The organism is Enterobacter sp. GER_MD16_1505_Eko_090 (assembly GCF_003331015.1).
Lineage (GTDB): Bacteria > Pseudomonadota > Gammaproteobacteria > Enterobacterales > Enterobacteriaceae > Enterobacter > Enterobacter roggenkampii.
Genome location: NZ_PUQF01000021.1, coordinates 53,557 through 65,468, shown reverse-complemented (window position 1 = coordinate 65,468; position 11,912 = coordinate 53,557). Strand labels below are relative to the sequence as shown.

The following is an 11,912-nucleotide window of genomic DNA, read 5'->3' as shown; positions in this document are numbered from 1 at the left end:
CTCAGTTCCCCTCTCCGGCCGCTATCGCGTTGACCACGTCCAGCGCGCTGCGCACGCCGTCTTCATGAAAACCGTTGTACCAATAGGCTCCGCAGAACCAGCTCCGCCGGTGACCGTTGATCTCGCCGCGCCGCGCCTGCGCCCGCCAGCTTTGCGGGTTAAACAGCGGATGCTCATAAACGAAGCGTTGCAGAACGAAGCGCTCATCCACCGCCGCGTCCGGGTTCAGGGTGACGCAGAACAGCGGGCTGCCCGCAGGCAGCCCCTGCAGAATGTTCATGTTGTAGGTCACACAGGCGCTGGCCTGCGCCTGCGCGCTCAGCCGGTAATTCCAGCTCGCCCAGGCGCGCGGCCGCACCGGCAGCCAGCGCGGGTCGCTGTGCAACACCACCTCGTTGCGCTGCCAGCCGATATCGCCCAGCACCTCGCGCTCTGCGGAGGTCGGGTCGTCAAGCATCGCCAGAGCACTGCCGGAGTGGCAGGCAAATATCACCTGGTCGAAGGTATGGCTGCCGTTTTTAAGCTGGAGCGTGACCCCGTCCTCGTGGCGGCTCACCCGCTGAACCGGTGAATTGAGATGCACCGTCAGCCGATCGCCCAGTTTGTCCAGCATCGCGCGGATATACTCTCGCGAGCCGCCCGGCACCACGTACCACTGCGGGCGATGGGTGATATCCAGCAGACCGTGGTTTTGGAAGAAACGTAAAAAGAGCGGCAGCGGGAAACGCTTCATCTCCTGCAGCGAGGATGACCAGATGGCGGCCCCCATCGGCAGAATATAGTGGCGCGCAAAAAACGGCGTAAAGCCGTGCTGGTCCAGAAACGTCTGCAGCGTGGCGTTCGGCTCCACTTCCCCGTCCAGCGCCTGTTTTGCCAGACGATTGAAGCGGACGATTTCACCGAGAAGCCGCCAGAATGTCGGATTGACGAGATTTCGGCGCTGGGCAAACAGCGACGTCAGGGTGTGCCCGTTGTATTCCAGACCCGTCTCGGGGTTGTGTACTGAAAAGCTCATCTGGGTTTTTTGCCCGCTGATACCCAGCTCGCTGAGCAGGCCCATAAAGCGCGGATAGGTGCGGTCGTTGTAGACGATAAACCCGGTATCGATCGCGTATGTGCCCTGTGGCGTCGTCACGTCAACCGTTGCGGTATGGCCGCCCGGTGTGGATCCCGCTTCAAACAGGGTCACCTGATGGTGCCCGGCCAGTCGCCAGGCGCACGTCAGCCCGGCAATGCCGCTGCCGATAATTGCAATGTTCATGAACGCACCATCCTGCGCAGCAGCGTGCGCTGAAGAAAAGCAGGCAGCCCTGAGAGCAGCCGCAAAATGAAGCCAAATCCGGCAGGAAACGCGATGTGCATTTTCCCGGCCGCCAGCCCGATACGGATCGCCTTCACCGCCTCATCGACGGTCACCCGACCCGGCATGGCAAAATCGTTTTTCCGCGTCAGGGGCGTATCGACGAAGCCCGGAGAGACAACCGTGACGGTAATCCCTTTTGGCTCCCAGTCCAGGCGCAGGCTTTCGGCAAACCAGCTCAGCGCCGCTTTGGACGCACCGTAGGCCTCTGCGCGGGGGAAAGGCAGCCAGTGGGCCATCGAGCTCACCAGCACCACGCGGTTGCCTCGAACCAGCTGCGGCTGCAGCGCCTCAAGGCAGTTCACCGGCCCGAGGAAATTGGTGTTCATGACCCGCTCCACCAGCGCTGCATCCACCACGCCACCGTCGAGGTATTCGCAGGTACCGGCGCAGAGAATAATCAGATCGGCGTAGCTGCCGGTCAGCGCCTGTCGGCAGGCCTCCCGGTCTGTCATATCGAACAGGCGAACGGTGAGATTGGGGCAGGTCTGATGCAGCGCTTCCAGACGCGCCGGATCGCGCCCGCAGGCAATCACATGATAGCCGTCAACGGAGAAGGATTTCGCCAGCCCGGCGCCAATGCCCGAACTTGCACCGGTAATCAGTACCGTCTTCATGATTTGACCCTCCGCTTCACGCCGCGTACCGCCCAGCCCAGCAGAGGAAGATGTTCGTAGATCATCTCTCCCGCATCGTAGTAGTCGCGCTGGTGGGTGATGAGATCGTTTTCCGTCTCCACCACCGAGCACCCCGGCAGATCGAGCGGTTCGCCTCCGGCAATGCGCGGATGCGACCAGTGCATCACCCAGGTGACAACAAACCGGTTCCCGCTGCAGAGCGGCGGGTCGATAGAAAAACGGCAGTTCTCGACGTTGGCCAGCAGATGGGTGAAATAGCGCTGAAGCGCAAAGATACCGTCGTGCTCGCCGAACGGATCGACAAGCGTGGCATTTGAATGGTAAAGCCCGACCAGCGCGGACGGCGGCTGGCTATCCAGTGCGGCGTAGTACTCAACAAACCGACTCACGACAGAGGGCAAAGTGCTCATGGGTCACATCCTGGCTGTAAACAACGTGGCGTAATCGCATACTTAAAACTTACACAATTAACGTTATTTGTCCAAGTTTGTGCAAATTTATTTTTTATTACCCATAAATATCAAAAACTTGATAACTCGATCATTTGACGGTTTTGTAGGCCGGGTAAGGCGTAGCCGCCACCCGGCTTTCACTTTCAGGTTATCCTTAAGGCAAATTCTGCGGTCATCCTCCAGGCTTATCCTTTTTATTCATAAGGATGCCTGACATGAAACGTTTCTTTCTCTCCCTCTTCTCAAGCCCGGAATCCTTACTGCAGGTGATGAGTCAGCAGGAAATTATTGAAGCCGTGGAAGATGGCGACCGCATCATTATCGACCAGGACGGGAACGCCTCGGTGAACTACAAGAGCAACGAGGTGCGGCAGGACTTTCTGCGTCACGTTAACGCGCTGAAGAGGGCCTGATATGGGAACGGCGATATTTATGGTGCTGATGGTCTGCGGGTACTGGTACACCAGCCGCGACCTGTCAACCCGCTTTAAAATCAAGCGTTCCTTCGGCTGGGACGTCTATTTTCTCGTTGCGCTTTACGGCTGTATTTTCGTTCTGCAGGGGGTGATTGCTACGGGGCTGCTCTGGCTGCTGCTGCTCACCCTTTCCGCCGCCAACAACGCCTTCCACTTTGCCTCACCGAAATACACCGACTGGCAAATCGACTTTATGAACTGGAGTTTTTTAGGCATTCAGGCACCGGTGGTGGTGATGCTGGCGTTTGCCATTCTGTTTTGCCTCTACCGCTCTAACTGGGCAGGCAGCGCCAGGCTGGACGGCGAGAGCCGGAAAAAGCTCTACAAACGGCTTGCGCAGGCGAGCGGGATTGAACAACTGCTCTATCAGTGTATGGAGCAAGGCGAACTGGCGCAGGTCACGCTCCGCTCGAGGCGGATATACGTGGGTATGATCCACACCGCGACGCTGGAATATGAAAAAACGGCCAATATCGTGCTGATCCCAATGTTGAGCGGGTACCAGGATGCGAAGACGATGAACCTGCGCATCGAGAATAATTACAGCCGGTGGTATGCGGAGCATGACATTACGCTCGACTCGGAACCCCGCAGCGCCATGTCATTCCGCAAGGTGATTTTACTCAATCAGATTGAGAGCATCTCGCTGTTCGATCCCGCCAGCGCCAGCGCGCTGTCGCTGGCACAGCGGGACGAGAGCCCAGGCCCTAAAGAGACATCCCCATAATTTTGAGTATGCTCTGCTGTGAGGCTGTTTCAAAAAGGACGTTCCTAATGCAGAGCATGCCCTGCTTCTGGTAGAACCGGTACGCTCCTGCGTTCTGCTCAAGCACTTCCAGCCAGAGAGAGTCCTTTCCCCTGCTTCGGGCCATGTCGATAATTTTATTGAACATGTCCTGACCATAGTGCTTGCCGGTCTCGGCAGGATCGAGGTAGAGCTTGTTGAGGAGAACGCCCCTCTTGTCCGTTTCCGGAAGCATGGCGTCCCAGGTCACTTTCATGAATCCCACTGGCCGATCGGTTTCTGCCACAAACCAGGAAACATGGCTCTCGGACAGGCTCTGCTCAATGACGGAAGGGGTATACTCGGCGTCCAAAAAATCCTTCATCTCCGCATCTGATACCCACAAATGCTGAAAATGCGCGGGATAGATACGATATCCCAACGCGCTTAATAGCGTTGAATCGGCCCCGGTGGCCTGTCGAATTCGAAGCGTCATGGAAGGTATCCCGCGTAATCACCCGCGTTGGGCATGTTGATAGAGATCCCAGCGGTTGCCGTACATATCTTCAAACACCACCACCGTACCGTACTCTTCCTCACGAGGTTCTTCACAAAAATGAACGCCTTTTGCTTTCATGGCATGGTAATCGCGCCAGAAATCATCCGTCTGAAGGAACAGGAATACTCGGCCACCGCATTGATTACCGATAAAACCTTCCTGCCTCTCGTTAGACGCACGAGCCAGCAAAATATTGCAGTCGCTTTCCGGGTTGGGCGAGACGACCACCCAGCGTTTACCCGGTTGCGGCGTATCCTCTACGAGGGTAAACCCCAGCTTGTCTGTGTAGTACTCAATGGCGCGATCGTAGTCATCAACCACAATAGCCACGCAGCCGAGGCATCGTTTCTGTGTTCTCATTTCCGTTACCTTTACTCTAAATGGTTATGCTCAGCGCTTTTCCACTGAATACGCGCACATAAAAACAGCGATCGCATGCGTAACCCGACGAGCAATTTCTTCATCAGATAAGCTTTTTCTGGCGCCAAGCTTTATCTCAAGGCTTGTCATCCCGAGCCACAACCCGGCCAGGTCGTCAGCCGCTTCGCGCGGGGAGCACGCGATCAGTAAGCCCTTTTCAACGGCTTCACCGATAATTGTCTCCAGCATCTGCTGCGCCCTGCCGGGACCTGCCGCATAAAAACGCGCGGGTAACTCCGGATGACGAATAGCGGCGGAGGCAATTAAGCGGTCCCAGCCCGTCAGCTCGCGCTGGTTGATGAAGCGGACAAAACGGTTGCCAAACGCGGTTAAGACCTCGGTCAACGACAGATGATGCCGCTCGGAAAAATCACTGTCACTGATGGTCAGATCCGATTCCTTACGGAGTACGGCCTCAACAAGCAGGTCTTTATCCGCGAAATTGGCATAAAGCGTGGCTTTTGCCACCCCGGCAACGCGGGCAATTTCTTCCGTCGTGACATCGAGGCCTTTCTCGAGAAACAGGCTTCTTGCGGCCTGCAGTATCGCCTGCTCCTTTGACGGATCTTTTGGGCGGCCTTTCTGCCGAACCTTTTCTCTCATCGTTTACGACCTGACAAAAGCATGCTCATCATGAGCCCCCCGATAACGGTTATGTGTTCAAGCGCGATATGAAACTCCTGGGTGCGCTGGGGCTCGCTAAATTTCCAGAATGGATGCCCCACCGGAATGGTGAGTAATGTAAACACAATCAGCATTGCCGATCCAATCCATCCGTAGCCGGCAAAATTCGAAATCACCAGAGCAGAGCCTACAAGCTGACAGAGAATGGTGCCTGTCGCGAATAAGACGGGCCAGGGGAGACCCACATCCACCATTTCCAGCACAATCTCTCCAAAGTTGAACAACCCATAAAAGCCTGCCATCCAGAAGAAAAAGGTCAATAAAATTCTTGAAAGACAGAGTGTTGTGATAGATGACGTGATTTTTGACACTGAATTATCTCTTTGATCATTTAAAAGACTGGCTAGTCTACTTATTAATTAACAGACCGACAAGTCTGATAAGTGCGATCACCGCCCTGACACTCCAAAACGGGTGGGTGAACATCAGTGTGAGAACGCGCTAGTCTGCCTCTGGTGAATGGATGGTGAGCAATGAAGACATATGGAAATTATTTTGATGCGCCACGGCGAACCCGAATACAGGGGCGCCGGAAAGGTGTCGTACAGGGAAATGGTGGGATGGATCGACAGCTATAACCGCTCTTCAACGGGCCGCGACAGACCTTCGGAGATGGCTCAAATCCTCGCGTACCGCGCACTGACGTTTCTCAGCAGCCCTCTCCCGCGAGCCCTTTCATCGTTGAAAACGCTGGGGTGTGAACCGGGCTTAATTGATGAGGTTTTTCGGGAAGCAGAGCTGCCGGTGTTCCGTATTCCGGGGTTCCGGCTATCGCCTTTTTACTGGGCAGCGCTGTTTCGCGTTCTTTGGCTCTGCGGCCTGTCTGGCGAGTCAGAGCGCGTAAGCGCCGCAAAAGAACGTGCCGTTAAGGCGGCAGAAATCCTGGTGAATGTAGCGAAGGACTCTGACGGCCCCGTCTTGCTCATGGGGCACGGGGTCATCAACCGGTTCATTGCAAAAGAACTGATCGCATCAGGCTGGAAAGAACAGACTCGTCCGGGTAAGGGGTACTGGGGAGCGGGGGTTTACAGCATGGTATAGCGGCACATGCTGAGGCCGAGGATTGTTCATCCTCGGCGCACGCCAGCCGACTGTTATTCGCAAATGCTGAATGCACCTGTCAGCCTTCGTCTGGAGGACTAAGGGGATCCTCGCTAGCCCCCGATTAAGTCTGCCAGCGCCCTCTTCAACGACGCGATGACCTCATCCGTCTCCATGCCCATCTGCGCATGAATAATGGCGCCGTCAATGAGCAGCATGATTTCATTGACGGCGCGCTCATCCGCAATTTTTGTCAGCAACGCAATAATCTTCTTTGTTTCGATTTTATGATCGCGGCATATCGCTTTTATTTCGCTTTCAATATCTTCGGATTTGGCTTCGGCGCTGGCATTAATAAACGCACAGCCGTGGAAATCAGGCGAAATAAACCATTCATAAAGGGTAGCCGATAGAGCGTCCGCAGGCGTCTGGCCTTCAACGAGATGTCGACGAAGCGTGGCCTCAAACCAGTTAATCCATATTTCATGTCGATAGTGTAAATAGGCGAGAATAAGCAAGCTCTTACTCGGAAAATGGCGATAAAACGTCAACTTCGTCACTTTCGCCTCTTTAATCAGCGTATCCACCCCCGTCGCCCTGAAGCCCGTGGAATAAAACAGATCGTGCGCCGTGAGTAATATTTTATCCCGGACGCTAATTTTTGTTTCGTTGCATGCGTGTTCGGTTTTCATTTTTTCGACAGCCTCAAAAAGGGTGTTGACAGCGTTATTTTTCAGGCATAGATTACCCCAAGTAGACAGACCTGTCTACACAAAATCACACTGAGGTAACCGCCATGAACACACGTCCTCCTTTACCGCCCTTCACCCGTGAAAGCGCCATCGAAAAAGTCAGGCTGGCAGAAGATGGCTGGAACAGCCGCGACCCGGCGAAAGTCGCGCTGGCCTATACGCTGGATACCCAATGGCGCAACCGTGCAGAGTTCGCCACCAACCGTGAAGAGGCCCGGGCGTTTCTCGAAAGGAAATGGAAAAAAGAGCTGGATTATCGTCTGATTAAAGAGCTGTGGGCCTTTACGGATAACCGCATCGCGGTCCGCTATGCCTATGAATGGCATGATGATTCAGGCAACTGGTTCCGTTCGTACGGCAACGAGAACTGGGAATTCGACCCAGACGGCTTGATGAAGCGTCGTTTTGCCTGCGTAAACGATATGCCGATAAAAGAATCCGAGCGACTGTTCCACTGGCCGCTGGGCAGACGCCCGGACGATCACCCGTCGCTGAGCGATCTGGGCTTATAAGATTTCTACATCACTCCGGGGCGCCCCGGAGTGATGCGTTTAGAGTGCGCCCAGCTGTTTCATCAGCGTCATGTTGTCCTCAATATGCCAGTTCGCTGCAATTTTACCGTCACGGATTTCATAGATATCCGTGGCGATAAAATCTATTTTCTGCCCCTTTCCTTTCAGCCTGCCAAATGTCCCGGTGAATGTGCCGTAAAAATGTAAATGTGAGACCACGCGGTCGCCTGAAATAATCATCTGCTCAACGTCGCAGCGCAAATCGGGCACGGCCGTGCGAAACGCCCGCGAGGCTAAAATAGCGCCTTCCGGCCCCTGCTTACGGCCTTCCGGCGGTGTTTTATCAACAAAGTTTGCCGCCAGGGCATCACGCGCCAGAGTTTCATTACCGGTGTTCCAGAACGTGGCATATTCTCTGGCAACGGCTTCATTCGTCTTTAATTGCACCTGGGGCAGGCTCTTGTCCACAATCAGCTGTTTCGGCTGTACTCTTTCCCCCTGCGCGGAAATAGCATTGCCCGACAGACCAGCAAAAATAAGCGCCGCGATAGCGGGACGAAAGCACGTCGTATATTTCATGATGTCTCTCTACAGAGTGTTACGTTACCCGCAGACGATGCCCTGCGGATCACATTAATGAGGGGTCAGTTAATTAACGCCCCGCCTTCAATATCAATGACCGACCCGGTGACAAACGGATTGTCCATGGCGAAAAGATACCCTTGTGCGATGTCCTGCGCCCTTCCCCAGGCTTTGGCTGGCAGGGTTTCCGCCGCGCCTGCGAGCATTTTTTCCCGCGCGGCGGCGTCCATCCCCGCATACGCTTCCGTGTCGGTCAGCCCCGGACTCACGACGTTGACGCGCAGCGGGGAAAGCTCTTTCGCCAGCACCTTTGTCGCGGCCTCAATGGCGGCATTCATCGTTGTTTTTACGATGGCGCCCGCCACGGTGCGTCGCGCCACAAACCCGCTGGTGAAGGTCAGCGTACCGCGGGGAGCGATGTTCCCGCTGAGATAGCGGGCGACATTCAGGCTTCCCCAGAATTTTGTATCAAAGGCCTGTCTTGCCGCACGGAGATCCAGTCCGGAAAGCAGCCCGCCCGGCGCCTGTGAACCCGCCGTGACGACAATATTATTGACCTCGCCCAGCGTTTCACTGAGCGCAACAAGCTCTTCCTCACGGCTGATATCGAGCACGAGAGTGCTAACAGACGCGGCATGAGCGCTCAGTCGTTGCCGTGCAGCGTCCAGTTTCGCGCTATCGCGTCCCGCAAGCATAATCTCCTCGCCGCGCCCGGCAAGCAGGGTGCCCACGGCGAAACCGATGCCGGAAGCGCCGCCGATAATTAAGGTTTTACGGGTCATAAAGTTTCCTCCTGCTGGGTGTACGTTGAGTAATCGGTATAGCCCGTGGCGGTGCCGCCAAACAGCGTGGCGGGGTCGCGCACCTGGGCCAGCGGCAAGCGGTGCGCCAGCCGGTGAGGCAAATCCGGGTTGGCAATAAACGGTCGTCCGAAGGCAATCAAATCGGCATAGCCCGCCGCCAGAATTTCTTCGGCTTTGGCAAGGTCATAGTTGCCCGCGACGATCAGGGTGCCGCTGAAGGTCTCGCGAAGCGATTGACGGAAATGCGCAGGAATCTGCGGCGCGTCGTCCCAGTCGGCTTCCGCCAGGTGGATAAACGCAATCCCTTTTTGTTCGCACCAGGCCGCAAGCGCGAGTATGGCTTCAGAGACCTGCGGGTCGTTCATCCCGCGCTGGGTAATAAACGGCGAAAGACGGATGCCCGTACGTTCGTGACCAATGGCTTCGGCAATCGCGCTTAACACGTCCTGGGCGAAGCGGATCCGGTTAGCCACCGTACCGCCGTACTCGTCCGTGCGTTTGTTGGAGGTTTGGCGCAGGAACTGGTCGATCAGATAGCCGTTTCCGCCGTGGACCTCCACGCCATCAAACCCGGCCTGAACGGCATTCAAAGCGGCCTGGCGATAGTCCGCGACGATGTTCTGAATGTCCTTGCGTGAGAGCGTTCTCGGCTGCGGGCAGTCAACCATCTGGCCTTCTCCACGCTCATTCACCACCCACACCTGCGCGTCCGGGGCCAGCGCTGACGGGGCGACGGGTTGACCGTCCTGGTGAAAACTGGCGTGCGACATTCGCCCAACGTGCCAGAGCTGAGAAAAAATGACCCCGCCCGCCTGATGTACGGCCCCCGTCGTGAGCTGCCATCCTGAAACCTGCTCCGGCGAATGGATGCCGGGCGTCCAGGAGTATCCCTGACCCTGAGGCGAGATTTGCGTGGCTTCGGTGATGATTAACCCCGCGCTGGCCCGCTGCCGGTAATACTCCGCCATCAGCGCGGAGGGAATGTTGCCCGGCTGAAGGGAGCGCGCGCGGGTCATCGGCGCCATGACGATACGATTTTTCAGGTCCAGCGACCCCAGCCTGTAGCGTTCAAAGAGTGAAGCAGGTTTCATGTTTTCATCCCTTATGGTTTGGATGAAATCACTTTACAGTCCGCATCTGATTTTGATAATTACGCTAAAAACAGATGCACTTTTCGGAAAAGATGAATAATGGGTAAACTCGAAGACATGGCTTTACTGGTGGAAGTCGCCGAGGCCGGAAGTCTTTCCGCCGCCGGACGACGCCTGTCGCTTTCTCCTGCCACGATGACCGCCAGGCTGAAGGCAATTGAGGAGCGTTACCAGACGCGCCTGTTTCATCGCTCAACGCGATCCCTCACCCTGACCCGCGCAGGCGAAGAGTTTTATCACGCCGCGCTGCGCGTGCTGGAAGAGGTGCATTACGCCGAGTCGCTGCTGGCGCAAAAAGAGGGCGTGCTCAGCGGCAATATTCGCCTTTCCGCGCCCTCGGACTTTGGCAGACAGTATCTCAGCCCTGCCGTCATCGAATTTTCTCGTCACCATCCTGCCGTCAAATTTTACATCTCGCTAAAAGAACACGTTGAGGATCTGGTCGCTAACCGGCTGGATATGAGTGTGCGCTTCGGCAATTTGCCGGACAGCAGCCTTGTCGTCAGAAACATCCGCCCGAACCGTCGGGTGCTGGTTGCCTCCGGGGCGTATCTTAACGACCACGGTATCCCCGCCAGGTTTGCCGATCTAGCCCGGCACCGGTGCCTGGCGCTGGAGTCTCAGGGCGTGGTGATGAACGAATGGCGCTTTGAACATGAGGGAGAGGAAAGCGTTGTTCGCGTCGAGCCCGCCATGGTGTGCGACGACGGGGCATTGCTTCGTCAGTGGGCCCTGGGCGGAGCGGGCATCGCCGGGAAATCGTGGTGGGACGTCAAAAACGACGTTGACGCCGGAAGACTCACGGTGCTGTTTGCCGACAGCTTCACCGGCTTTAGCCGCTACGATCGCAAAGATGTCGGGCTGCAGCTTGTTTACCCGCAGCGCAAGCTGCAGCCGCTTCAGGTTACGGCGTTCAGCCAGTTTTTTCTCGACTGGCTTAAAAAACATTAACGTAAAAAACAGTGATACACTTACTCCACCTGGCCGATTGTCCCGTCTTCACGACGTAAGACAGCATAACAGTAACCAAAGTACAAAACGGTCACTCGTTGCCAACCCTGGCTCGTCACGCTAAGCTTACATAATGACTAAAACTATAAACGCCCCATCAATACGTGGTCCACTTGACCATTCTGTCAGAGAGCAAATCGTCGAAGCGGCCTTTGAGCACTTCGGCCATTACGGCTATGAAAAAACCACCGTCGCCGAGCTGGCGAAATCTATCGGTTTTTCAAAATCCTACATTTATAAGTTCTTCGATTCCAAGCAGGCTATCGGCGAAGTGATCTGCGCTAACCGCCTGGAGCTGATCATGGCGGCCGTGCTTTCCGCCATTGAGGATGCGCCGTCAGCCAGCGAAAAACTCCGCCGTCTTTTTAAGTCGCTCACCGAAGCCGGCAGCGAGCTGTTTTTCCACGATCGCAAGCTCTACGACATCGCCGCCGTCGCGTCACGGGAGAAGTGGCCCTCGACGGAAAGGTACACCGAAAGCCTCCTGAAGCTGATTGAGACCATCATTATCGAAGGCAGACAGGCTGGAGAGTTCGAAAGGAAGACGCCGCTGGACGAGGTCACCTGTGCCGTTTACATGGTGATGTGCCCTTACATTAACCCCGTTCAGCTGCAGTACAACCTTGAAACTGCCCCAACGGCGGCGGTACTTCTCTCCTCACTGATTCTAAGAAGCCTGGCCCCCTGATTAGTGACCATTGACTTTATTGGTCACTAATCACAGAATGCGGAAACTGTCCTGTTACT

The 11,912-nt window shown here is 55.8% G+C and carries 17 protein-coding genes; 6 read left to right on the top strand and 11 right to left on the bottom strand.

Annotated elements, in window-relative coordinates; all coding sequences use genetic code 11:
• Position 1: 1 nt before the first annotated feature.
• From C6A40_RS20600 to C6A40_RS20590, 3 genes are read right to left on the bottom strand one after another with little or no spacing between them, the layout of a single operon-like run.
• Positions 2-1,261, bottom strand: coding sequence for an NAD(P)/FAD-dependent oxidoreductase (locus tag C6A40_RS20600; protein ID WP_045335873.1), 1,260 nt, complete (start codon positions 1,259-1,261; stop codon positions 2-4).
• A complete protein-coding gene (locus tag C6A40_RS20595) occupies positions 1,258-1,977 on the bottom strand; it encodes an SDR family NAD(P)-dependent oxidoreductase (protein ID WP_045335876.1) in 720 nt (239 codons plus the stop codon). The genes C6A40_RS20600 and C6A40_RS20595 overlap by 4 nt, the downstream gene beginning before the upstream one ends.
• Entirely contained in the window at positions 1,974-2,408 is a 435-nt protein-coding gene (locus C6A40_RS20590) for a nuclear transport factor 2 family protein (RefSeq protein WP_008502330.1), read from the bottom strand. Before C6A40_RS20590 ends, C6A40_RS20595 begins: the two co-directional genes overlap by 4 nt.
• A gap of 257 nt (positions 2,409-2,665) precedes the next feature.
• Here C6A40_RS20590 and C6A40_RS20585 point away from each other — a divergent pair, with 257 nt between their 5' ends.
• Positions 2,666-2,863 carry a hypothetical protein gene (locus tag C6A40_RS20585; protein WP_008502331.1) on the top strand — a complete coding sequence of 66 codons (198 nt, stop codon included), beginning with the start codon at positions 2,666-2,668 and terminating at the stop codon, positions 2,861-2,863.
• Position 2,864: 1 nt separating this feature from the next.
• Positions 2,865-3,653 carry a hypothetical protein gene (locus tag C6A40_RS20580; RefSeq protein WP_045335878.1) on the top strand — a complete coding sequence of 263 codons (789 nt, stop codon included), beginning with the start codon at positions 2,865-2,867 and terminating at the stop codon, positions 3,651-3,653.
• Here C6A40_RS20580 and C6A40_RS20575 read toward each other — a convergent pair.
• The 4 genes from C6A40_RS20575 to C6A40_RS20560 are packed head-to-tail and all read right to left on the bottom strand — an operon-like array spanning position 3,634 to position 5,624.
• Positions 3,634-4,146, bottom strand: a complete 513-nt coding sequence (locus C6A40_RS20575; RefSeq protein WP_045335880.1) for a GNAT family N-acetyltransferase — start codon at positions 4,144-4,146, stop codon at positions 3,634-3,636. The genes C6A40_RS20580 and C6A40_RS20575 overlap by 20 nt on opposite strands.
• Positions 4,147-4,164: 18 nt before the next feature.
• Complete coding sequence (locus C6A40_RS20570; RefSeq protein ID WP_008502334.1) at positions 4,165-4,569, bottom strand: VOC family protein; 405 nt, start codon at positions 4,567-4,569, stop codon at positions 4,165-4,167.
• Positions 4,570-4,599: 30 nt separating this feature from the next.
• Complete coding sequence (locus tag C6A40_RS20565) at positions 4,600-5,232, bottom strand: TetR/AcrR family transcriptional regulator (RefSeq protein ID WP_021241367.1); 633 nt, start codon at positions 5,230-5,232, stop codon at positions 4,600-4,602.
• Positions 5,229-5,624, bottom strand: a complete 396-nt coding sequence (locus C6A40_RS20560) for a DoxX family protein (RefSeq protein ID WP_023292497.1) — start codon at positions 5,622-5,624, stop codon at positions 5,229-5,231. Before C6A40_RS20560 ends, C6A40_RS20565 begins: the two co-directional genes overlap by 4 nt.
• Positions 5,625-5,796: 172 nt before the next feature.
• Here C6A40_RS20560 and C6A40_RS20555 point away from each other — a divergent pair, with 172 nt between their 5' ends.
• A complete protein-coding gene (locus tag C6A40_RS20555; RefSeq protein WP_021241365.1) occupies positions 5,797-6,354 on the top strand; it encodes a histidine phosphatase family protein in 558 nt (185 codons plus the stop codon).
• A 113-nt stretch (positions 6,355-6,467) separates the two neighbouring features.
• Here C6A40_RS20555 and C6A40_RS20550 read toward each other — a convergent pair whose 3' ends face one another.
• A complete protein-coding gene (locus C6A40_RS20550; protein WP_045335885.1) occupies positions 6,468-7,046 on the bottom strand; it encodes a TetR/AcrR family transcriptional regulator in 579 nt (192 codons plus the stop codon).
• 104 nt (positions 7,047-7,150) lie between these two features.
• Between C6A40_RS20550 and C6A40_RS20545 the strand changes: the two genes are divergently transcribed.
• Positions 7,151-7,618, top strand: a complete 468-nt coding sequence (locus C6A40_RS20545) for a nuclear transport factor 2 family protein (RefSeq protein ID WP_021241363.1) — start codon at positions 7,151-7,153, stop codon at positions 7,616-7,618.
• Between the two features lie 39 nt (positions 7,619-7,657).
• Here the strand turns inward: C6A40_RS20545 and C6A40_RS20540 are convergent, their stop codons facing one another.
• The 3 genes from C6A40_RS20540 to C6A40_RS20530 all read right to left on the bottom strand — a co-directional run bounded on the left by C6A40_RS20540 (position 7,658) and on the right by C6A40_RS20530 (position 10,094).
• Complete coding sequence (locus tag C6A40_RS20540) at positions 7,658-8,197, bottom strand: ester cyclase (protein WP_045335887.1); 540 nt, start codon at positions 8,195-8,197, stop codon at positions 7,658-7,660.
• A gap of 65 nt (positions 8,198-8,262) precedes the next feature.
• Positions 8,263-8,982, bottom strand: coding sequence for an SDR family oxidoreductase (locus tag C6A40_RS20535; protein WP_045335889.1), 720 nt, complete (start codon positions 8,980-8,982; stop codon positions 8,263-8,265).
• Positions 8,979-10,094: an alkene reductase gene (locus tag C6A40_RS20530; protein WP_045335891.1), complete on the bottom strand. Its 1,116-nt coding sequence runs from the start codon at positions 10,092-10,094 to the stop codon at positions 8,979-8,981. Before C6A40_RS20530 ends, C6A40_RS20535 begins: the two co-directional genes overlap by 4 nt.
• 99 nt (positions 10,095-10,193) lie before the next feature.
• On the opposite strand from C6A40_RS20530, the gene C6A40_RS20525 reads away from it, so the two are divergent.
• Together C6A40_RS20525 and C6A40_RS20520 are read left to right on the top strand one after the other, a co-directional pair.
• Positions 10,194-11,105: a LysR family transcriptional regulator gene (locus C6A40_RS20525; RefSeq protein WP_045335893.1), complete on the top strand. Its 912-nt coding sequence runs from the start codon at positions 10,194-10,196 to the stop codon at positions 11,103-11,105.
• A gap of 133 nt (positions 11,106-11,238) precedes the next feature.
• On the top strand, positions 11,239-11,853 hold the full coding sequence (locus tag C6A40_RS20520) for a TetR/AcrR family transcriptional regulator (protein ID WP_114191386.1): 615 nt from the start codon (positions 11,239-11,241) through the stop codon (positions 11,851-11,853).
• Positions 11,854-11,912 lie beyond the last annotated feature (59 nt).

Coding starts and splice junctions, on each gene's coding strand:
- C6A40_RS20600 (WP_045335873.1), bottom strand. CDS start 1,261: ATGAACATTGCAATTATCGGCAGCGGCATTGCCGGGCTGACGTGCGCC.
- C6A40_RS20595 (WP_045335876.1), bottom strand. CDS start 1,977: ATGAAGACGGTACTGATTACCGGTGCAAGTTCGGGCATTGGCGCCGGG.
- C6A40_RS20590 (WP_008502330.1), bottom strand. CDS start 2,408: ATGAGCACTTTGCCCTCTGTCGTGAGTCGGTTTGTTGAGTACTACGCC.
- C6A40_RS20585 (WP_008502331.1), top strand. CDS start 2,666: ATGAAACGTTTCTTTCTCTCCCTCTTCTCAAGCCCGGAATCCTTACTG.
- C6A40_RS20580 (WP_045335878.1), top strand. CDS start 2,865: ATGGGAACGGCGATATTTATGGTGCTGATGGTCTGCGGGTACTGGTAC.
- C6A40_RS20575 (WP_045335880.1), bottom strand. CDS start 4,146: ATGACGCTTCGAATTCGACAGGCCACCGGGGCCGATTCAACGCTATTA.
- C6A40_RS20570 (WP_008502334.1), bottom strand. CDS start 4,569: ATGAGAACACAGAAACGATGCCTCGGCTGCGTGGCTATTGTGGTTGAT.
- C6A40_RS20565 (WP_021241367.1), bottom strand. CDS start 5,232: ATGAGAGAAAAGGTTCGGCAGAAAGGCCGCCCAAAAGATCCGTCAAAG.
- C6A40_RS20555 (WP_021241365.1), top strand. CDS start 5,797: ATGGAAATTATTTTGATGCGCCACGGCGAACCCGAATACAGGGGCGCC.
- C6A40_RS20550 (WP_045335885.1), bottom strand. CDS start 7,046: ATGAAAACCGAACACGCATGCAACGAAACAAAAATTAGCGTCCGGGAT.
- C6A40_RS20545 (WP_021241363.1), top strand. CDS start 7,151: ATGAACACACGTCCTCCTTTACCGCCCTTCACCCGTGAAAGCGCCATC.
- C6A40_RS20540 (WP_045335887.1), bottom strand. CDS start 8,197: ATGAAATATACGACGTGCTTTCGTCCCGCTATCGCGGCGCTTATTTTT.
- C6A40_RS20535 (WP_045335889.1), bottom strand. CDS start 8,982: ATGACCCGTAAAACCTTAATTATCGGCGGCGCTTCCGGCATCGGTTTC.
- C6A40_RS20530 (WP_045335891.1), bottom strand. CDS start 10,094: ATGAAACCTGCTTCACTCTTTGAACGCTACAGGCTGGGGTCGCTGGAC.
- C6A40_RS20525 (WP_045335893.1), top strand. CDS start 10,194: ATGGGTAAACTCGAAGACATGGCTTTACTGGTGGAAGTCGCCGAGGCC.
- C6A40_RS20520 (WP_114191386.1), top strand. CDS start 11,239: ATGACTAAAACTATAAACGCCCCATCAATACGTGGTCCACTTGACCAT.